Genomic DNA, 19198 nt, shown 5'->3' on the forward strand with positions numbered 1-19198 from the left:
ATCAAGCAGATCTTCGACAAGGAGAAGGTGCAGCAGGACCTAGCGGCGCAGGTGGCGATTACGCAGACGTTTGGGAAGGAAGCTTCCCAGCAGATCGGCGACTTCGCGCAGAAGCAGATGAATCTGGCGCAGGCGCTGCAAACGAAGGCGGAAGGGGAGACTGATCCGGTCAAGAAAGCCGAGCTTGAGAAACAGGCTGCCGCCATTGAACGCGACTGGGGTGACTACGGGGTGCTGCGCCTGGCTGCCCACACGGTCGTTGGAGGATTGACCGGGAACGCGAGCGGGGCGGTTGGCGCAGCCGCTGGCACGCTCACCGCGCCTGCGGTGGCCGATGCGCTGAAGAACGCTGGCGTGGAAGGAGACCTTGCAAAAGGATTGACGGCGCTGGCCAGCACGGCGGTGGGGGCCGCAGCCGGGGGCGGTGCGGCAGGAGGAGTCACTGCCTACAACGAGGTCACGAACAACTATCTGAATCACGCCCAGTTGATGCAGAGGAGGGCTGAGCTGGCGGCGTGCAAGACGTCCGCCTGTGAGGACGCAGTCAGACAGCGTTGGATCGAGATCAGCAAGGCAGCCAACATGGCCGCGCTCGAAGCCTGCGTGAATGGGACGACGGCGGACTGCCGTGCCGAGCTCAAGCAGCTTGGTGCCGATCTCGCGGAGTTGCTATCGAATCCCGATAGCAAGGGGCAAAAGAAGTTTGTCAGCGAAACGAGCAACAACCTCAAGCAGGTCGAAGAAAAGATTCGCACAGGGTTGGAAATCCTGGCCTACCGCGCCAACGAGCAACTTGGCGCCCTCTATGCAAGCCCCGATGAGCTGGCAAAAGCCCGACTCCTCACGGCCGAAGAAGCGGCGGAACTGAAACGTCGACGGCTTTCGACGATGGTCGATGTGCTCGGAGCAGTGTCACTGCCTGATTCCAAAGCACCCAGGAAGCCGATCAAGGAGACGGCCGGATCCGCTGAAACAAGGCCTGGCACCGCCAACGCAGCGGTACATGCCGAGGCGCCTCCGTCGGGTGAGCTCAGCGCGAAAGCTCCCGTACAGGAGCCCGTCGTCAAGAAGCTGCCGCAGGAACCGGTGGTCAAGTCATTGCCACAGGATTCGGCCTCGAATTCGGTGAAGCCCATCCAGACGGATGTGGAGGCGCTGCGGCCGATGAAGGTGGATACCACGGAGTTGCCGTCCATCAGCAAAGTGATGGAACCCAGCGGCACGGCGGGGGTGCCGTCTGAGATGGGTTCGACCACCAACCCAGCGGGAGTTCATCAGGAACCGGGTGGTGCGCCAGCGGCTTCGGTCAAAGCGGAACAGTCGCTGGAACCGGTCAGGACGGATGCGCCAGACAAGTCCTCGACTTCATCGTCAACAAAGGGGCCTGGTGCGGACAGCGATGCTGGGCCGCAGGCGACGACAAACAAAGCAACCGCCGAGGAGGGCGTGGGCTGCGCCAATCCTCCGCAGTGCTTCGTGGCCGGTACGTTGATCCACACCGTTGACGGCCCCAAGGCGATTGAGACGTTTGTCGGTGGGGAACTGGTGCTGTCACGTCATGAGCACACAGGAGAGGCAGGGGTGCGACCCGTCGTGGCGACGGTTGCGACGAAGGATCAGCCGATCTATGAAGTGGTGATCGAGAACGCTCAGGGCGAGACCGAGACCTTACATACGACAGCGGAGCATCCGTTTTGGGTAATCAATGCTGCGGACGAACGCGGTGAGTATTTCTCCGAAGTTTTTGAGTCGCAATGGGTGCGAGCGGCATCGCTCATGCCGGGAATGCGGCTGGTTGATTGGCTGGGATCGGAATTAATTGTTCTTAGGCAAGGCGCCGCAGGATGGAATGCTGATGTTTTCAATCTTGAGGTCAGGGAGCATCACACTTACCATGTCGGAACCTTGCGGGTGTGGGCACATAACGCCCCATGTTGCAAAGTCGGCAATGCGGAACGAAGTGTTGAGGACTTCATCGCAGACGTGCACGGGGCTCTGGAAACGAAGATAAATTCAGCCGAGTTGGCCGAATTTAGAGTGTTGGACCCGACAGCCAAAATAGGCCTTACAGGTAGCTCCGCGACTGGGCGGGTAGGTAACCCAAACAAGGAAACATTTGGAAAGCCGATCAATATGAACGAATTTGATTTGGACCTTTTCGTCCAAAGCGACTTACTTCTGGATCAGTTGGGCGGGAAGCTAAGAGCGGTGCCGATTCTGAGGCAAGAACTTGTAAACGATTTTCCCATATTGTTCAAGGGGCTTAAGTCTGGCAAGAAAGGGCTGTCAATTAAGTTTCGGCCTCACGGCGAGCCACCCAAAGGTTCAATTATTTTTGGCGATTGAGATGACGGTATGGGTATTCAAGAGCAACTCAAAGATGCGTTGATCAGTTTTCTTGAGTCGGGCGATGCTACCGAAATTGGCGAAATAATTGCTTCCAATCCTGACTTGGTGTCTTTCAATTGTGGGGATTATCCGGATGTGCATCGCGTAATGGATTTACAACTGAACGGCAAGAGCTTTCGCGTTTGCAGACAGTTGTCTCGCGCTGAGAATATCACTTTGACTCCAATTGATGAGCCTTCCGAAACGCCCGGGGTTCCTCTTTGGCTGACGGGGGAGAGATTGATGCGCTGGGCCACCGACGAGACGGAAAATCCGGCAGACGAGCCCACGGACTGGAGTAAATATCGCTAAAGGCAAAATAAGAAACGTGGCGTTTGGATTGATTGGTCCAGTGGGAATCTTCTCAGATGTTGGTGTTGACGGGATATTTCGCTACGTTTTGCATATCTATTTCATGCTTAGGCGACCATGACCATTCATTTTCTCGCTGCAGTGGAATTTGACGCTACTCGTTCACTAGTCGATCTTGCAAAACAGCTGACAAAAGTACTTCAGATTCAATCGTGCAAAGAAAATTCCGGCAGATTCGACGAAGTCCCGGCTTATGTCGGTAGTGATGGCGACCTAAATATCATTCTATTTGGGCCATCAATTGAACAGGAAGAGCGGGAGTGTATTCTCAAAATAACGTACACGACCTCGCTGTCCAAAAAACTGGCGCAAGAGGCCGTCACGCCAATACTTCGGCCAACCTTTTGCTCGGAAGAACCTGATTGCACCGGGTATGTGCGGTGTTCGCAGCAACTGGCAGCCGTACTAGTCGAACTAGGATTTTCTGATTGCAGACCGGTACGGTAAGTATTGCAAGACCATTATTCCGTACGGAGTTGGCTAAGTATGGCCACTTACGACCTTTATGGCTCACCTTCAGAAGAATTCCATCAGGCAAAGAAAGTTCTCGAATCGGCCCTCGAAGTAAAATTCAAAGTTAGAGAGAGCGAATACCACGGGGGGGAGTATTTTCAGTGGGGGATGAGCAGTGGTGAAAACTTTGTTCTAAAGCGAAATCTTGACCCCATTGATGGCGACCCCGCGGAAATTTCATTTCCTGTTTACAACACTCTCCTCTATCTGAATAACACGCCGCGCTCCAAAGAATTGCAGGAGAAAATCCGCCAACGAGCTAGCGGTTTTGTCGCTTTGAGGCATGAGGACCTAGCGTAGGACCGCTAACGAAAGGGGGCTTGGGGCAGTGGTTAACCGATGTATCGTTACCTTGCAAAGAAAGCCTTTGAAAAGGTTGGCATAACAAAACAGTAACCAGAGGATGAATGCAATGATAGTCCGTTCGTGGAGCGAAATTTCGAACGAAGAAATGTCTGAGGAGTCTATTCGGAAGAAGTTTGACTATCAGAGGGGATACCGTTTCTACCCCAATACGTACGAAAAGGGGTTGAGTATGGATACATTAATTGGCTGGAATGTAAGAATGTATGTTATTGACGGAGTTTGCACCTGTAAACAGGCGGGTCAAATTTGGGAAGTGGCTCGTGGTCAGTTCATCGACCTAGTTCCGGGAGATTATGTTTTTGACACCAGTTCTTCTCCCGTTCACCTCATGCGGGTGGCTTATTTGCCGCAGCTGGCGACAATTTAGATGGCTAGTGCGCGCATCTGCTCGCCTTACAAAAATTTGCTGCCGTGGCGATATTTTCGTAAATTGTGCGAGGGATTAGACCAAGCTTTTTTGCAATCTGCCGTTGTCTACAGCTGCCTATTTCCGGCGACTGAGGTCATGAAATGGCTATTCAAGATCAACTGAGAGATGCGTTAGTCGGTTTTCTTGAGTAGGGCGATGCGACCGAACTTGGCGAAATAACTGCTTCCAATCCTAAGGTGGTTTCTTTTGGTTGTGGTGAGTATCCGGATATGCATCGCATTATGGATTTTGAATTGGAAGGTAGAGCTTTCGCGTTTGCAGACAGTTGTCCCGCGCTGAGAATATCGCCTTGACTCCAATTGATGAACCTTCCGAAACGCTCATGGTTCCTCTTTGGCTGACGGGTGAGAAATTGATGCGCTTAGCCACTGACGAGACGGAAAATCCGTCAGACGAGCCCACAGATTGGAGTAATTATCGCTAAAGCCAAGGTCCAGCGAAAACCCTCTCAGCCGAGCCTGTGCGGGGTACCAGCGGCAGCCAAGTCAGCGAGCAAACGCAATGTTCCAACCTTGGTTCGGCCCTTTTCCAAATCGACAGGAAAAAATGAAACTGAAATTTTATTGGTGTCATACACCCGCAGGTTCATTGGCTTTCTGCACTTCCGATGTGCTCGATTCAAGCGGCATTTCACCGCTATGCTGCCTGCTAATGGATGACGGCGGTCTCGATTGGAAAACTGCTTCGAGTTGGTTGGAGGAAGGGATAGCTCGTGTTGACAGGGCCCTTTCAGCAGAAGCACGCCAAAGTCTTTTTTGGGCTCGGGAGTGTTGGGGTGCTGAACTTGGCAAAACTGAAACAAAGATATATTCGCTACTCGAAGATAGTGTTTCGGAGAAAGTTAATACTTTGGAATTCCGGAATGTACTTGCTCAATGGTTAAATTTCATTGCTGCACAAAACAAATTGCAGTCAATGGAACTTGTTTTGCTGTCATGAAGGCGCGTGCGTGACGCGGGCACTCGATAACTTGACTCAATAAACTTGATGAAATGATAGTTAACTCTTGGGCGGACGTGTCTGACAAAGAGCTTTCCGAAAGAGTTTTGCGAGAACGATTCCCCGCAGCTTCGGGATATCGAATGTCAGTGAATTTTTATGGTGCCCATGAGAAATTTCCGATATGCGTTGGGTGGAAAGTGACAGTTTACGTAATCAAAGGCAATTGTCGTTATTCAAGTTCAGAAAGGGAGCTTTCTCTTTCCTCCGGGCAATTTCTGGAAATTCTTCCTGGCATGTACGGTTTCGAAGTTTCAGACTTTCCTGTTCACTTGGTGAAGGTCTTCGGATTGCCACCGCAGCTAAGTAAATAAAATTGACTACGGGGTAGGCTTCCGGAATTTTGGTCCAGCCAAGAGTTCGATCGAAAATCAATGAAGTGCGAATAAGGAGTTTGAAATTGTTTATGGCTGACGTGATTGATTTTAGTGAAAATGCCGATGGAAGCTTTTCGTTGACGGTTCGTGTTGGGAGCAAAATTCTATCGACGCTTGGAGGAGCAGTCGGTGCAGAAGATTCAATAAGGGCGTATCAATTCCATGATGAAGAATTCAATCGCGAAATAATGAAAGGCAACATCGACATTCGCAGCGTTTGTAGAGAAATCTCGCGGCGAAGTAATGCTTGATTCCTCGCGTTCGAACTAACTTTGGAGACCGCTGGCTAAGAGCTGCAAGGCCGTTATTTGAAATGACTGCAAGAAAATGAGAGCGCAGAACTGGTCTGAAATCTCAAGCGCAGAAATGTCTGAGTCAGAAATCCGGTCAAGGTTCACGACCAGCTCCGGCTACAGGTTCTATCCCAATCGATACGGCAACGAAGCAGAATTCTTCCGGCAGTACATGTGCCCAGTCCGTATCTATGTATTTTCAGGCCGCTGCACGTACCGCGTGGATTCAGAGCGCGTCGAAGTATCCGCAGGGCAATTTGTTGATCTTCCAGCCGGAAGACACGGAATACAGCCGGGCGAGCACGGAGTGAGCCTGATGCAGGTCTATCACCTCCCGGAATTGACTGATGACTAATCACCCCGGAACACGTCCCCCTCCCGGAGGACCGCGCCCGTCACGTCTGACCCGCCCCACCCGTCAATCAGTCTCCTGAAACCTCGCCCGCACCTCCAACACCTGCGGCAGGATCCCAATAAACAGCTCCACCAACCGCGGATCAAAGTGCCTTCCCGCCTGCTCCCGCAGATGGGCCACCGCATCCTCCACCGGCCAGGCCCGCTTGTAGGGCCTCACACTGGTCAGCGCATCAAACACATCGGCAATCGCCACGATGCGCGCCTCTTCCGGAATCGACTCCCCCGCCAGTCCTTCGGGATACCCGCTGCCATCCCACTTCTCGTGGTGACCCAGCGCAATGCGTCGAGCCAGGCCCAGCAACCCGGTGGCATGCTCCCCAAGAATCTCCGCCCCGATCTGCGGATGCCGCTGCATCACCGCCCATTCCTGCTCATCCAGCTTGCCCGGCTTTTGCAGGATTGCATCCGGAATGCCCAGCTTGCCGACGTCATGCATCGGCGCGGCATGCAGCAGCTCCTCCGCCTCCGCTTCCGAATACCCAGCCGCCAGCGCCAGCAGATGGCTGAAGTGGCTCATGCGCACCACATGCCACCCGGTCTCGTTGTCTTTGAACTCAGCCGCACGGCCCAGCCGCTGCACCACCTGCAGCCGCGTCTCGCGCAGCTCCTGCGCCCGCACCAACGACAGATGATTGCGCACCCGCGCCCGCACCACCGGCGGACTCAGCGGCTTGGTGATGTAGTCCACCGCGCCCACCTCAAAACCCTCGGCCTCGTGCCCGGGATCAGCCAGCGCCGTCACGAAGATCACCGGGATGTGGGCCGTGGCGCTCTGAACCTTCAGGGTCCGGCAGACGTCCATGCCGGAGAGCTCCGGCATCATCACATCCAGCAGGATCAACTGCGGCTGTTCCTCGCGAGCCAAGGCCAGCGCCTTGTGACCGTCTCGCGCAAACAGCAGGCGGTAGTCATCCTGCAGCGCATGGCGCAGCACCTGCAGATTGGCCGGTTCATCGTCCACCAGCAAAAGCTTGGGGCGGTGGTCCGCTGCCGCGCGCGACGGCGCGGCAGGGGCCACCGTGGACGTTGACGGCTGCGACGCTGTGGCTTGCTCAAACGCGGCTGCCGCAGCCTGCACCTCCTGTGGTTGCGGCTGCATCTGCGGCTTAATCTCCGGCTGAGTCTGCCGAGTGGCCTGTGATGTCCCAGGCACGGACGCGGTGAAAGCGGTCATGGCGTGGCGGAAGCTTGAGATCGGAGAGAACCGCCGCCCGAAGACGACCCGGCGGGGACCAGCTGCTGACGCAAGCCCTGCAAGGCGCGCAGGGCCTGGTCGAAATCAAAATCACCGATGGCACGGATCAGCGCCTCGCAGCGCTGCAGACCCCAGGCGTCGCACAGGACCTGCAGGGCCTCGTCGTCCAGCTGGCTGCCGCGCAGAGCGAGCGCCAGGCTGTCCGCGGCCAGCGCCACCTTCGGATCGGCGGTCGACATGGACGGTGCATGCGCCTGCGGCTGCGAGTCATCTTCCAGACGGTCGATGGCCCGAAGCGCTTGATCCAGCGCCGTGCAGACCGCATCAGCCCCGGCGGCGAATTCCTCCTGGTCGTCGTCGGCCAGCGCCTCCTCGAAGGCGGTGGCGGCGTCCAACAGCACCGGCAGTGCCAGGGACCCGGCCGCGCCGCGCCAGCGGTGCACCAGCTCCCTCAGCGCCGTCCAGTCCCGCTGACGCATCAGCTGGTGCAGACGCGACACGCCGTCACGCTGGTCCTGCGCAAACCGCCGCAGCCCGCGATGCCATGCGGTGGCGTTGCCCCATAGGTGCAGGCCGTGCGGCCAGTCCAGGTCGGTCACCTCCAGCCCCATCGGCTGGGTGGGAGCGCCGTGACGGGCCGCCAGCGTCGACGCCATCGAAGGCGCCGGTTCGTCACGCAGCGGCTGGCCTGGCGTGATGCCCATCACCCGGGCCATTTCCGCGATCAGCCGGGCCGGCTCGACCGGCTTGACCGCAAAGCCGTCCATGCCGGCAGCCAGGGCGGCCTGTCGATCTTCCTCCAGCACGCTGGCCGTGAGCGCCACGATCGGCGTCCTCGGCCGCCCGTTGGCCTGCTCGAAATTCCGCACCCGTCGCGTCGCGCCGAGCCCGTCGAGCACCGGCATGTGCACATCCATCAACACCAGATCAAAGCGCTCATCGGTCAGCGCCTTGACCGCCGCCATGCCGTCCGCAACGGTGCGGACCTCATGGCCCTGCCGGGTCAGGATCAGTTGCAGCAGCTCGCTGTTCTGCGGCACGTCGTCGGCCACCAGCAGGCGAAGCGGCGGCAGCGGGGACGCTGTGGAGGCCTCGCCCGGTTCGTTCACCAGCGCCTGTCCCGCCGGCAGCGGCAGATAGACGTGGAACACGCTGCCCTCGCCCTCCACGCTGTCCACCGTGATGCGGCCGCCCATGCATTCCACCAGTTGACGCGAGATCGTCGTGCCCAGCCCCGTGCCGCCGAAGCGACGGGTGGTGGACGCATCCGCCTGCGCAAAGGCCTCGAAGATGCGGTCCAGACGGTCCGCGGCGATGCCGATGCCGGTGTCGATGATGCTCAAATGGATGCGGCCCTGTTCATGCCGCATGCGCAGCGTCACGTCGCCGCGTTCGGTGAACTTGATGGCGTTGCCCACCAGGTTCAGCAGCACCTGCTGCACCCGCAGCGCATCGCCGCGGAAGAGCTCGGGCTGGCTGCGGGGATAGTCCAGATGCAGTCGCAGGCCCTTGCGCTGCGCCAGCAGGCCCAGCGAGGCGATGGCCTGTTCACAGACGCGGCGCAGGGAGAAGTCCGCGTCCTCCAGCGTCATGGCGCCCTTGTCCAGCTTGGCCGTGTCCAGGATGTCATTGAGCAGGCCCAGCAGGGAGCGGGCGGAACTGCGCACCGTGCTCAGATGGCGGCGCTGGGATTCGGTGAGGGTGGTGTCCAGCAGCAGCTCGGTGAAGCCCAGGATGGCGTTCATCGGCGTGCGGATCTCGTGGCTCATGTTGGCCAGGAAGGCGCTCTTGGCATCGGCGGCCGACTCGGCGCGGTGCTTGGCTTCCTCCAGCTGCAGATGCAGGCGCATGCGCTCGGTGATGTCCAGCATCACCCCGTCGATCCACTGCATCCGGCCGCGCTCGCCGGCGATGAAGCGGCCGCGTTCGGACACCCAGCGCTCGCCGCCATCCCGCGTGTGCAGCCGGTATTCGACGGTGTAGGGCTGGCCCAGCGCCAGCGCTTCCTCGACGGTCTGCTCGACGCGTCGGCGGTCATGGCGGTGAATCAGATCCCCCACATGCAGCTGGCCGCCGATGAAGTCCGGGGCGGGCCAGCCGGTCAGGGTCTCGACGGCGTCACTGATGAGGATCATGCGCCAGGGCGCCTGCAGTTCGCAGCGGAAGCTCACGCCGGGGCTGTTGGCGATGAGGGTGCGATATTTGGTTTCGCTTTCGCGCAGGGCCTGGTCGGTGATGTCCTGACGCTGGCGCTCCGCGAGCAGTTGGTGGTTCAAGCGGCGCAGCGCCATCAGGCCATTGGCGCCGGCCGTGGTGCCGCTGATGGTGAGGGTGGCCACGGTGATGGCCAGGGCCAGCAGGCCGTTGTCTTCCAGCCCGGTGTTGCAGGGGCCGTCCCCCACGCCGATGAACCGGGCCGCGGCCATGGCGGTGTAGTGCATGCCCGCGACGGCGCAGCCCATCACCAGGCCCCCCAGCGAGATGACCCACACCGGACGCCAGCGATGCGCCAGCCCGAAGCGGATCCACAGCGCCAGCATGGCCAGCAGCACGGCCACGACGATGGACGCGCCGAACCAGAGCGGGTCATAGCGCAGCTGAGCGGACATCTCCATGGCTGCCATGCCGGCGTAGTGCATGGTGCCGATGCCGGCGCCCACCAGGATGCCGCCCAGCACCCACGAACGCGTACTGAGCTGCCCCCGGGAGATCAGGTCCAGCGCCACCCAGGAGGCCAAAAAGGCGGGCACGGCCGACGCCGCCGTGATGCCGGCATGAAAGCTCACCCAGGTGCAAAGCTGGAAGGCCAGCATGCCGATGAAGTGCATCGACCAGATGCCACCGGCCAGCGCCAGGGCACCGGTCAGCACCACCAGTTGCCGATGCAGCCCCCGCGTGCCCCGGGCCACACCGGCCACCTGCATGGCCAGGGCCGACGTGAGGGAAGCCACCACCACGGACAGCAGCACCAGCCAGACCGAATACTGGCCGGTCAGCAGGAGGGTGGGCGCGCCATCTCTGAAGATGAAAAAGCGCGGCAGCAAAGTGGCGAGGTCGGACACGGGGCGCGTTCCAGGGCAGGGCCGCGAGGACGGAACCCGGCGGGCAAATGGCGAGGTCCTCGATGGTGGCGCCTGGCAGCGGTTACAGCATGGAACAAATCCTCGGCTTCAGGGTCGGCGGTGGAGAGCTCCCCCTAGACCGGGGCGGCGTGCGGCATCTTTCCTGACGAATGACAGCGCAACGGTGCGCTGGGGCACAAAAGAAAAGCCTGCCGGCAGTGACGCACGGCAGGCTTGGCGGGGAAGACAACCGGGGCTTAGAACGCCGGCACCACCGCACCCTTGTACTGGGTCTGGATGAAGCGGCGCACCTGCTCGGTCTGCAGGGCAGCGGCCAGCTTCTTCACGGCGGGCGCATCCTGGTTGTCGGTGCGGGTCACCAGCCAGTTGGCGTAGGGCGAGTCGCCGCCTTCCAGCGTCAGCGCATCCTTGGTTGGATTGAGCTTGGCTTCCAGCGCGTAGTTGGTGTTGATCAGGGCCAGGTCCACCTGCGGCAGGATGCGGGGCAGGGTGGCCGCCTCGATCTCGCGGAACTTCAGGCCCTTGGGGTTGTCCGCGATGTCCTTCACGGTGGACAGGATGTTGGTCTTGTCCTTGAGCTTGATCACACCGGCCTTGTCCAGCAGGATCAGCGCACGGCCGCCGTTGGTCGGGTCGTTGGGCAGGGCCACGGTGCCGCCCTTGGGCAGGTCGGCCAGGGTCTTGTGCTTGGTGGAATAGGCGCCGAACGGCTCCACATGCACCGCCACCACCGGCACCAGCGTCGTGCCCTTGCCCTTGTTGAATTCATTCAGATAGGGCTTGTGCTGGAAGAAGTTGGCGTCCAGGCGTTTTTCGCTGACCTGCACATTGGGCTGCACATAGTCGGTGAACACCTTCACCTCCAGCTCCACGCCCTGCTTGGCCAGCTCCGGCTTGATCAGGTTGAGGATTTCCGCATGCGGCACGGCGGTGGCGGCCACAGTGAGTTTTTCGGCCAGCGCAGTGCCGGCAGCCAGGGTGGACAGGGTTGCCAGGGCGGCAACCAGCATCTTCTTCATGTTCAAACTCCTCGACTAAGAAACAAAAGGGGTGCCGTGCGCAGTGGCTCGCCAAGGTCAGCGGTGCGACACCCGCTTGACCAGCCAGTCCCCCAGCATCTGCAGGGCCTGCACGAGCAGCAACAACAGCACGACGGTGACCACCATCACTTCGGTCTGGAAGCGCTGGTAGCCGAAACGGATGGCCAGGTCGCCCAGGCCGCCGCCGCCAATCACGCCCGACATGGCGGTGTAGGACACCAGGGTGATGGCGGTGACTGTGAGTGCCGAAACGATGCCCGGCAGTGCCTCCGGCAGCAGTCCCTGCCAGACGATCTGGCCGGTGGTGGCGCCCATGGACTGGCCCGCTTCGATGATGCCGCGGTCCACGCCGCGCAGCGCCGTCTCGACCAGGCGGGCCAGGAACGGCGTGGCCCCCACCACCAGCGGCGGGATGGCACCCGCCACGCCCAGCGACGTGCCGGTGACCAGCAGGGTGAAGGGGATCAGCACGATCAGCAGGATGACAAACGGCAGCGAGCGCAGCACATTGATCACCAGCGACAGCAAGCCATAGAGCCGCGGCGAGGCCAGCAACTGGCCGCGGTCCAGCAGGAACAGCAGGATGCCCAGCGGCAGCCCCAGCAGCGTGGTGAAGAGCAGCGAGCCGCCCAGCATCAGCAGCGTGTCGCCACCGGCCAGCGCGATCTCCGACCAGTCCAGGCTGGTCAGCACTTGCAGCAGCGGTGTGCTCATGCGCGCAGCTCCTCGACCTGCACGCCGCGGTCGGCCAGCAGTTGACGCGCAGCGGGCAGGTCCCCACCGGTGACGGCAATCGTCAGCTGCCCATACGGCACGCGCTTGATGCGGTCGATGCGTCCGGAGAGGATGCCGAAGTCCAGCTGGGCATGCCGGGCCACTTCGCCCAGCAGCGGTTCATAGGTGCGCTCGCCCAGGAAGGTCAGACGCCAGAGATGGCCCTGCACATGGGCATGGTCGTCGCGCTGCTCGCCTTCATCCACATGTTCGGCGGCCATCACGAAGCGGCGTGCCGTGGGCGACTTCGGATGCAGGAAGACCTCGGCCACCGGCCCCTCTTCCACGATGCGGCCGCCCTCCAGCACCGCCACCCGGTCGCAGATGCGGCGCACCACGTCCATCTCGTGGGTGATGAGCACGATGCTGAGCTGCAGCTCCTCATTGATCTCGGCCAGCAGGTCCAGGATGGACCGGGTGGTCTCGGGGTCCAGGGCACTGGTGGCCTCGTCGCACAGCAGCACCTGGGGCTCCAGCGCCAGGGCGCGGGCAATGCCCACCCGCTGCTTTTGACCGCCGGAGAGCTGAGCGGGATATTTGTGGGTGTGCTCGGTCAGGCCCACCCGCGCCAGCAGGGCCTGGACCCGGGCGTCGATGCGCGCCGTCGGCCAGCCGGCAATGCGCATCGGCCAGGCGACGTTCTGCGCCACGGTGCGGGAGCTGAGCAGGTTGAAGTGCTGGAAGATCATCGCGATGCGCTGGCGCGCGGCGCGAAGTCCGGCGGCATCGAGCGACAGCAGGTCCTGGCCGGCGACGATCACCCGCCCTTGGTCCGGCCGCTCCAGCAGGTTGATCACCCGCAGCAGCGTACTCTTGCCGGCGCCGGAAGCGCCAATGACCCCGAACACCTCACCGGGGCGGACTTGAAGATCGACCCCTTGGAGGGCAGCGATCTGACGGCCATCGACCGTGTAGGACTTGTGCAGGGCTTCGAGCTGGATCACGGAACGGCCAACTGGCGGTAAGGGCGGAAAACCCGTGATCCTTAGGGATTACCCCCAATTTGGCAACCACTGATTCTTCATATGCATATGCCGGGTGGGGGATTGGGCGGCGGCTTATGCAGGCAGCGGCAGGGAGGCGAGGTCGCGCAGCAGCTCGCCGATGTTGCTCCGCAAGGCGCCCTCGGTGGCGATGCGCAGTTGCTGGGTCGGGCTCAGGCTGTCGTCCAGCCCCGCCTTCTGGGTCGTGCGGAGGATGCGCTGATAGACCGGCGCCTTGCCGCCGCGTTCGGTCAGCGTGTAGCGCACCGACACCGCCACTTCCGGTGCCACCGGCAGGTTGGGCTGGGCCATGGCCAGCAATTCGACCTTGAGCTGGTAGCGACCCGTGTCCGGCACATCCGGCATCAGGCCCACCCGTCGCAGCGACTCCTGATAGGCCTGGTTCAGGCTCATGTCGCTCATGCGGGTGCCCCACAGCGGATTGGTCTCCTGGCCGCCCAGCACGGGCAGCAGGTCCACATTGCGCCGCAGCTGCGGGCTGAGCCAGGAGCGCAGTTGCAGGGAGTCCATGTCGGTGATGGACAGCTCCAGCGGGCGCGCCGGCGCACCGCAGCCCGTCAGCATGGCGGCAAGCAGACAGGCCAGCAGGCTGGCCAGCAGACTGACCAGCGCAGGGCCGGTCCAGCGGGGCAGGGCGGGACGAGGGTCGATCATGCCCATCATCTTGCCAAGAAGCCGGGGGCCGTGATCGCCGGAACTGCCCGGGAAAGCCCGCGGAGTCCCGGATTTGGACGTTTAAAGCCGCCGGTGATTCAGCGCCGGCAGTTGCGTGCGGACCTGCTTGAGCCGCGCCGGGTCGATCTCCGCCAGCGCCAGGCCTTCGCCTTCGGGCAGGCAGGCCAGTACCTCGCCCCAGGGGTCGATGACCATGCTGTGGCCCCAGGTGCGCCGGCCATTCTCATGGCGGCCGCCCTGGGCCGCCGCGATCACGAAGGCCTGGTTCTCCACCGCACGGGCCCGCAGCAGCAGCTCCCAGTGGGCCTGGCCGGTGGTGTAGGTGAAGGCGGCCGGCACGCTGATCAGGTCCAGCGGGGGCTGGCCTTCCTCGAAGCTCATCGCCCGGTACAGCTCCGGGAAGCGCAGGTCATAACAGACCGACAGGCCAATGCGCAGGTCCGGATCTCCCTGGCCCATGCGGGCGGTGATGGTGGCCGGCGCATCGCCCGCTTCCAGCACGCGACCTTCGTCGTAATGCTCGCGGCCGTTGTCGTAGCGGAACAGGTGCAGCTTGTCGTAGCGGGCGGCCAGGCTGCCGTCCGGGGCAAACACGCAGGTGGTGTTGCGCACCCGCTCGGCCGGCGCTGCACGGCCTTCCAGGGCCATGGGCAGCGTGCCGCCCAGCACCCAGACGCCGGTCTCGCGCGCTGCGCGGCTGAGCATGCCCTGGATGGGCGCGTTCAGGTCCCCGGCCTGCTCGGCATACGCCAGCTTGTCACCATCGTGCTGGCCCATCAGGCAGAAATATTCAGGCAGGGACACCAGCCGTGCGCCCTGGGCGGCGGCCTGTTCAATCCAATGCCGGGCCCGGTCCAGATTCACCTGGAGCTGGGGGCCGGACACCATCTGGACGGCGGCGATTTTCATGGTGCGCTGTCTCCTTGGCTGCGGGTGGGGCCGTTGCGGGTGCTGTTGTTGCTGTCGCTGTTGCTGTTGCTGCTGTCGCGATTGTTGCGATTGCTGCGATCTCCACCCGCATTGTGGACTTCCGAGGCTGACGCCGCGCTGGCGGGCGCTGGGCTGCTGGCGCTGCCCGCCTCGGCCGCTGGCGCAGCCCGTCGCGGCAATTGCTCGATCTTGGGATCGGTCCAACTGCCGGTCACGCGGAATTCCTCGGTGCTGGCGGCCACGATGGGCTTGCGCAGCAGCCACTGCGCCAGGAAGGTGCCCAGGCCGATGGCCGGGTTGATGGCGGCGTAGGCCAGCGCGGCGCCGCCGGCGTTGATCTCGGGCACCACGAGCACATGCAGGTCCTGGGTCTCGGCGGCGAGATTGGCCGACCCCTCCATCAGCACGGCCGCCTGCAGGCCCTTCATGCGCAGGTTGTCGCTGCGGGCCACGCCGCGGGCGATCTGGATGTCGCCGCTGACATTGTCGAAGGCAAAGCCCTCCGAGAACACGTCCCGGAAATCCAGCGTCAGCCGGCGCGGGATCGACTGCAGGCTCAGCACCCCCAGCAGCCGGCCCACGCCGGGCTCCGCCTTGAGGAACTGGCCAGCATCCAGCGCGATGTTCATCTTGCCGGTCATGGAGGCATAGTCCGGCGACATGGGCGAGCCCGACCAGGCCAATTGCCCGGTCAGCTGGCCCTTGCCGCGCCGCAGCACCTGGCCCTGGCCCATGCGCTCGGCCAGCTTGCCGGCGTCTTCCACGTCCAGCTTCCAGTCCAGGTCGGTGCGACGCATCGGGCGGCCCGGCTCCGGCGCCCATTGGCCGGTGGCGGTCAGGGTGGCGTCTTCGTTCTTGAGCAGCAGCTTGCTGAGCTTCCAGTCACGCGCATCGGTCTGCTGCTGGGCTTCGATTTCCAGGCGACCCAGCCGCTTGCCCTTGAGCTCGAAGTTGTCCACCACGATGTCCAGGGTGGGGAAGGAGCGCGGCTGGCTGTCCAGCAACTCCTCGACCGAGTCGGCATCACTCTTGGGCACCGACAGCCGGGCCAGTCGGGCAAAGACCCGTCCGGGCTGGTTGGGCCGGGCCATGCGCAGTTGCAGGAAGCCACTGAGCTGCTCCGCGTCGATGGACGCACTCCAGGTGTTGGCCGGCACGTCGTGGGTCAGTCCGGCCACCACGCGGTTGAGGGTGCGGCCGCTGAGTTGCAGGGTCTGCGCCTTCAGCGCCAGTTGGGTGGGCAGGTAGGGGCTGTCGGCGTCGGCCGCCGCACCCGCACTTCCAGCCGCCGCCGCAGCAGCAGGTTCAGGGGTACTGGCAATGCCGCTGGTGGTCGGGCCGACCAGCGTCGGGATCACGGCCTGCCAGGTGTCCACGCTCAGCTGGTGCAGGGCGGCCCGGGCCACCACGCCCTGGGCGGGCAGCTCCGGCAGCCGCTCGCCCAGCGCCAGGGCGCCGCGCAGCACCTTGGCAGTCTCGCCGGTCACGTCCCGCTGGTAATGGGCCGACAGCGGGCCGGCTTCCACCCGCAATTCGTCGCGCAGGCTGCCGGCGGGCGCATTCATGGCGCGCAGGCTCACCCGCAGCGGCCAGGTCTCGTCCGCGCCTTTGTGCAGCGGGGCCGGCAGGTCCACGCCCAGCCCCTGCAGAGTGCTGCTCAGGCCGATCTCGGTCTGGCCCTTGACGATGCCCAGCTCGAAACGCACCGGCGTCTGCCCCGTCATCACCGACGCCAGTCGCGAGCCCAGCGTGATCTCGGGGGCATTGCGAAGCGCCTCGGCGGTGACCGTGCCGTTGGCCACGAAGCGCATCGATCCGTCCGGCTGCGAGCCGCCTTCAAAGCTGGTGTCGCCGCCCAGCACCCGGGCCTGTCCGCCGCGGATCTGCAGGCCCTTTTCGTCGAAGTCGATCCGGGCCCGGGCCTGGGTGAACATCGGGGCGTCGGGGCGCAGGCGCAGGTCGTTGCCGGTCAGCAGCACCTGACCCTTGACGGTGGTGTCGTCGATGTGGACCAGCGGCAGCTTCAGCGCCAGCCGCAGCGACATCGGGCCGGTCCCCACCGACGTGTCCAGCGCATGGCTGGTCATCTCGTTGACCGGCGAGTGCTTCACGTAGCGCAAGGCGTCGGCCAGCGCGCCGCGGCCGTCGCCGGTGATGTCCAGCACCGGGCTGTGGTGATAGAGATCCTGGATCAGCCCCTGCACATTGGTCAGTTCGATGCCGCTGAGCTTGGCCCGGCCGTTGCGGATGGCCATGCTGGCGCGGTCGAACACCAGCTCGGCATTGAGCTGCTCCATGGCCGGCCAGGGCGAGGTGAAGGCGGCGTGGCCGTTCTCCGCTGGATGGCTGGGCACGTAGGCCAGCGTCACATCGCGCAGCTGCGTGCTGACCTTGAAGATGCCCTTGCTGCGTGGGGCGTCGAAGGGGAATTCGATCAGGTCGCCCTGCAGGCGCACAGACACCTTGTGGGCGGTGCCGTCGCGGATGGCGTCGCGCACATAGCGCATGGTGTCCGGGCCCATGCTGGCGGGCAGGTATTTCAGCACCCGCTCGGCCCGCACTTCCTCGATGTGGCCGGTCAGGTCCAGTCGGCCCGGCGCCTGGCCGCCGCGGGTCTGGCCGCCGCTCTGCCAGCTGCCATCGATGTCGGCCTGCAGGTCCTCCGTGACGAGGCGCACCTTGCTGAACTGCACCGTCCACTGGGGCGCGGCGGCCGTCGGCACCGAAGCGGCCTGCGCTGCGGACGGGGCCTTCCTGGCCGCCAGCACCGTCAGTCCGCCCACCGGGGCGGTCGTGGCTGCGGGCTGCTGCCGGCGCCAGGCCAGCGAGGCCTGTGCCTGACGCAGCGTGAGCGTCGGTTCCACCAGGACGCCGGGCAGCGTGACCTCGCCGTCCCGGATTACGAGCGAGGCAGTGCCGCCCTGGTCGGTGGCTTCGAACTGCAGATCGGCATTGCGGACCCCGGGGCGACCGGTGGGCGGGGCGGACGCCGGATCCGCGGGTGAGGCGGTGGTGTCCGCGGCGAGCTGCAAGCCCTGGAGCTGACCCTTGGCCCGATAGCTGCGAGGCCGCTCGAGCGGACCATCCCAGTGCACCTCCAGCGCATTGAGCATGCCGGCGGGCTTCATGTCCGCCACCAGGGCGCGGGGCGCGTCGCCGACCGGCAGACGGGAGACGATCTGCGCGCCGAGTGTCAGGTCCAGTTGCTGGGCCTGGAAGTCCCCGCCGGTGACGAGGCCGCTGCGTTCATCCCGCTGCAGGTCGATCGACCAGTCCGACCGGGGCCACTCCAGGCCATCGCCGGCGCTGAAGCCCAGTTGCCGGGCCTGCAGCAGGAATTGGGTCGGCGTCTGCTTCATCACCAGACGGCCTTCGATGCGGGCCAGGTCCAGCTCCGGCAGGCTGGGCGCCACGCGCAGCTTCACCGCCCGCAGGCCCATGTCCAGCGTCAGGTTGCTGGGCGTGCCCTTGCGCAGGTCCAGCCAGGCGCGCAGGGCGCCGTCGCCCTCATTGAGCTCGAAGGGAAGGTCCAGATAGCGACGAAGTTCACGGACATCGGTCCGCGGCAGGTCGGCATACAGCTGGCCGCTCCAGTGCTGCAGCGCGCCGGGACGCTCCAGCAGGGACTGGGTGAACTGCCCGCGCAGGCTGAAGCGCTGGCCCCAGCCGGCCGGCGGTGTGGCGTCCACCCGCAGCTCATGCCGGCGCAGGCCGTTGCGCAGCACCAGGTTCAGGTCGAACAGTTCCAGCGGCGGTGCCTGGCGCAGTTCATCCACCCAGCGGATGCGGCCATGCAGGATGGCGAATTCATGTTGCTGGAAAAACCAGTCGGCGGCTTCGTCGGAAGCGGAGGTGTCCTGGGAGCCTTCGTCCACGCTCAGGCCCGCCACGAAGACCCGGCCCTGGGTATCGCGGCGCAGCAGCAGCTCCGGGCTGTCCAGCTGCAGCTGGGAGAAACGCAGCTCCATGGCCAGCAGCGACCGCGCCGACAGCACCGCGCTGACGCGGGGCAGGTGCAGGGTTTGACGGCCGGCGGGGTCGATCAGGCGAACATCCCGCAGGTCCAGGCTGGGGCTCCAGCCGGTCGATTGGGCCTGGATGCTGCCGATGCGGACCTGTATCCCCAATGCCTGGGTGGCTTGCTTTTCCAGGTCGGCACGCCAGTCATTGATGTGGGGCAGAATCGCCCACTGCAACGCCAGCCAGGCCGTCAAAAGCAAGGCCAGCAAGCCCGCAGACAGCCCGACGATCCAGAGCGCGCAACGGGTCCACCAGCGTCGCGTCGCGACCGGGGACCCGGAGGCAGTGCTGGGATCGGCGGGAGAAGACATGTATGAGGGAA

14 protein-coding genes are annotated in these 19198 nt (G+C 63.2%); 6 read left to right on the forward strand and 8 right to left on the reverse strand.

Going from position 1 to position 19198, the window contains the following annotated elements:
* From DES44_RS23670 to DES44_RS24880, 6 genes are all read left to right on the forward strand, one after another.
* Window positions 1–2346, forward strand: a 2346-nt coding sequence (locus tag DES44_RS23670; protein ID WP_259374783.1) for a polymorphic toxin-type HINT domain-containing protein, incomplete at its 5' end; no start/stop codon positions are given.
* Window positions 2347–2355: 9 nt separating this feature from the next.
* On the forward strand, window positions 2356–2700 hold the full coding sequence (locus DES44_RS24860; protein ID WP_147307199.1) for a hypothetical protein: 345 nt from the start codon (window positions 2356–2358) through the stop codon (window positions 2698–2700).
* 117 nt (window positions 2701–2817) lie between these two features.
* Window positions 2818–3207, forward strand: coding sequence for a hypothetical protein (locus DES44_RS24865; protein ID WP_147307200.1), 390 nt, complete (start codon window positions 2818–2820; stop codon window positions 3205–3207).
* 39 nt (window positions 3208–3246) lie between these two features.
* Entirely contained in the window at window positions 3247–3573 is a 327-nt protein-coding gene (locus tag DES44_RS24870) for a hypothetical protein (RefSeq protein WP_147307201.1), read from the forward strand.
* Between the two features lie 1042 nt (window positions 3574–4615).
* Window positions 4616–5008, forward strand: coding sequence for a hypothetical protein (locus DES44_RS24875; RefSeq protein ID WP_147307202.1), 393 nt, complete (start codon window positions 4616–4618; stop codon window positions 5006–5008).
* Window positions 5009–5474: 466 nt separating this feature from the next.
* Complete coding sequence (locus tag DES44_RS24880; RefSeq protein WP_147307203.1) at window positions 5475–5696, forward strand: hypothetical protein; 222 nt, start codon at window positions 5475–5477, stop codon at window positions 5694–5696.
* Between the two features lie 460 nt (window positions 5697–6156).
* Here DES44_RS24880 and DES44_RS23675 read toward each other — a convergent pair whose 3' ends face one another.
* The 8 genes from DES44_RS23675 to DES44_RS23710 all read right to left on the reverse strand — a co-directional run bounded on the left by DES44_RS23675 (window position 6157) and on the right by DES44_RS23710 (window position 19187).
* Complete coding sequence (locus tag DES44_RS23675; protein WP_083525916.1) at window positions 6157–7254, reverse strand: HD-GYP domain-containing protein; 1098 nt, start codon at window positions 7252–7254, stop codon at window positions 6157–6159.
* Between the two features lie 71 nt (window positions 7255–7325).
* Window positions 7326–10412 (reverse strand): MHYT domain-containing protein, encoded by a 3087-nt coding sequence (locus DES44_RS23680; RefSeq protein WP_058936811.1) that lies wholly within the window; start codon window positions 10410–10412, stop codon window positions 7326–7328.
* Window positions 10413–10669: 257 nt separating this feature from the next.
* Window positions 10670–11452 carry a MetQ/NlpA family ABC transporter substrate-binding protein gene (locus DES44_RS23685; RefSeq protein WP_058936810.1) on the reverse strand — a complete coding sequence of 261 codons (783 nt, stop codon included), beginning with the start codon at window positions 11450–11452 and terminating at the stop codon, window positions 10670–10672.
* 57 nt (window positions 11453–11509) lie between these two features.
* The gene (locus DES44_RS23690) at window positions 11510–12187 is read right to left on the reverse strand and encodes a methionine ABC transporter permease (protein WP_058936809.1); all 678 of its coding nucleotides are present in this window, start codon (window positions 12185–12187) and stop codon (window positions 11510–11512) included.
* Window positions 12184–13191 carry a methionine ABC transporter ATP-binding protein gene (locus DES44_RS23695; RefSeq protein ID WP_058936808.1) on the reverse strand — a complete coding sequence of 336 codons (1008 nt, stop codon included), beginning with the start codon at window positions 13189–13191 and terminating at the stop codon, window positions 12184–12186. Before DES44_RS23695 ends, DES44_RS23690 begins: the two co-directional genes overlap by 4 nt.
* A gap of 114 nt (window positions 13192–13305) precedes the next feature.
* A complete protein-coding gene (locus DES44_RS23700; protein ID WP_058936807.1) occupies window positions 13306–13905 on the reverse strand; it encodes a glycoside hydrolase family 18 protein in 600 nt (199 codons plus the stop codon).
* Window positions 13906–13986: 81 nt separating this feature from the next.
* Window positions 13987–14835, reverse strand: coding sequence for a carbon-nitrogen hydrolase family protein (locus DES44_RS23705; RefSeq protein WP_058936806.1), 849 nt, complete (start codon window positions 14833–14835; stop codon window positions 13987–13989).
* Entirely contained in the window at window positions 14832–19187 is a 4356-nt protein-coding gene (locus tag DES44_RS23710) for a YhdP family protein (protein ID WP_116001922.1), read from the reverse strand. The genes DES44_RS23705 and DES44_RS23710 overlap by 4 nt, the downstream gene beginning before the upstream one ends.
* Window positions 19188–19198: the final 11 nt, after the last annotated feature.

This window comes from Roseateles depolymerans, from assembly GCF_003387155.1.
GTDB classification, from domain to species: Bacteria; Pseudomonadota; Gammaproteobacteria; order Burkholderiales; family Burkholderiaceae_C; genus Roseateles; species Roseateles depolymerans.

What these genes read in the sequence shown, in the direction of transcription:
- DES44_RS24875 (WP_147307202.1), top strand. Translation starts at nt 4,616, where the DNA reads ATGAAACTGAAATTTTATTGGTGTCATACACCCGCAGGTTCATTGGCT.
- DES44_RS23685 (WP_058936810.1), bottom strand. Translation starts at nt 11,452, where the DNA reads ATGAAGAAGATGCTGGTTGCCGCCCTGGCAACCCTGTCCACCCTGGCT.
- DES44_RS24880 (WP_147307203.1), top strand. Translation starts at nt 5,475, where the DNA reads ATGGCTGACGTGATTGATTTTAGTGAAAATGCCGATGGAAGCTTTTCG.
- DES44_RS24870 (WP_147307201.1), top strand. Translation starts at nt 3,247, where the DNA reads ATGGCCACTTACGACCTTTATGGCTCACCTTCAGAAGAATTCCATCAG.
- DES44_RS23675 (WP_083525916.1), bottom strand. Translation starts at nt 7,254, where the DNA reads ATGCAGCCGCAACCACAGGAGGTGCAGGCTGCGGCAGCCGCGTTTGAG.
- DES44_RS23700 (WP_058936807.1), bottom strand. Translation starts at nt 13,905, where the DNA reads ATGATCGACCCTCGTCCCGCCCTGCCCCGCTGGACCGGCCCTGCGCTG.
- DES44_RS23705 (WP_058936806.1), bottom strand. Translation starts at nt 14,835, where the DNA reads ATGAAAATCGCCGCCGTCCAGATGGTGTCCGGCCCCCAGCTCCAGGTG.
- DES44_RS24860 (WP_147307199.1), top strand. Translation starts at nt 2,356, where the DNA reads ATGGGTATTCAAGAGCAACTCAAAGATGCGTTGATCAGTTTTCTTGAG.
- DES44_RS23690 (WP_058936809.1), bottom strand. Translation starts at nt 12,187, where the DNA reads ATGAGCACACCGCTGCTGCAAGTGCTGACCAGCCTGGACTGGTCGGAG.
- DES44_RS23710 (WP_116001922.1), bottom strand. Translation starts at nt 19,187, where the DNA reads ATGTCTTCTCCCGCCGATCCCAGCACTGCCTCCGGGTCCCCGGTCGCG.
- DES44_RS24865 (WP_147307200.1), top strand. Translation starts at nt 2,818, where the DNA reads ATGACCATTCATTTTCTCGCTGCAGTGGAATTTGACGCTACTCGTTCA.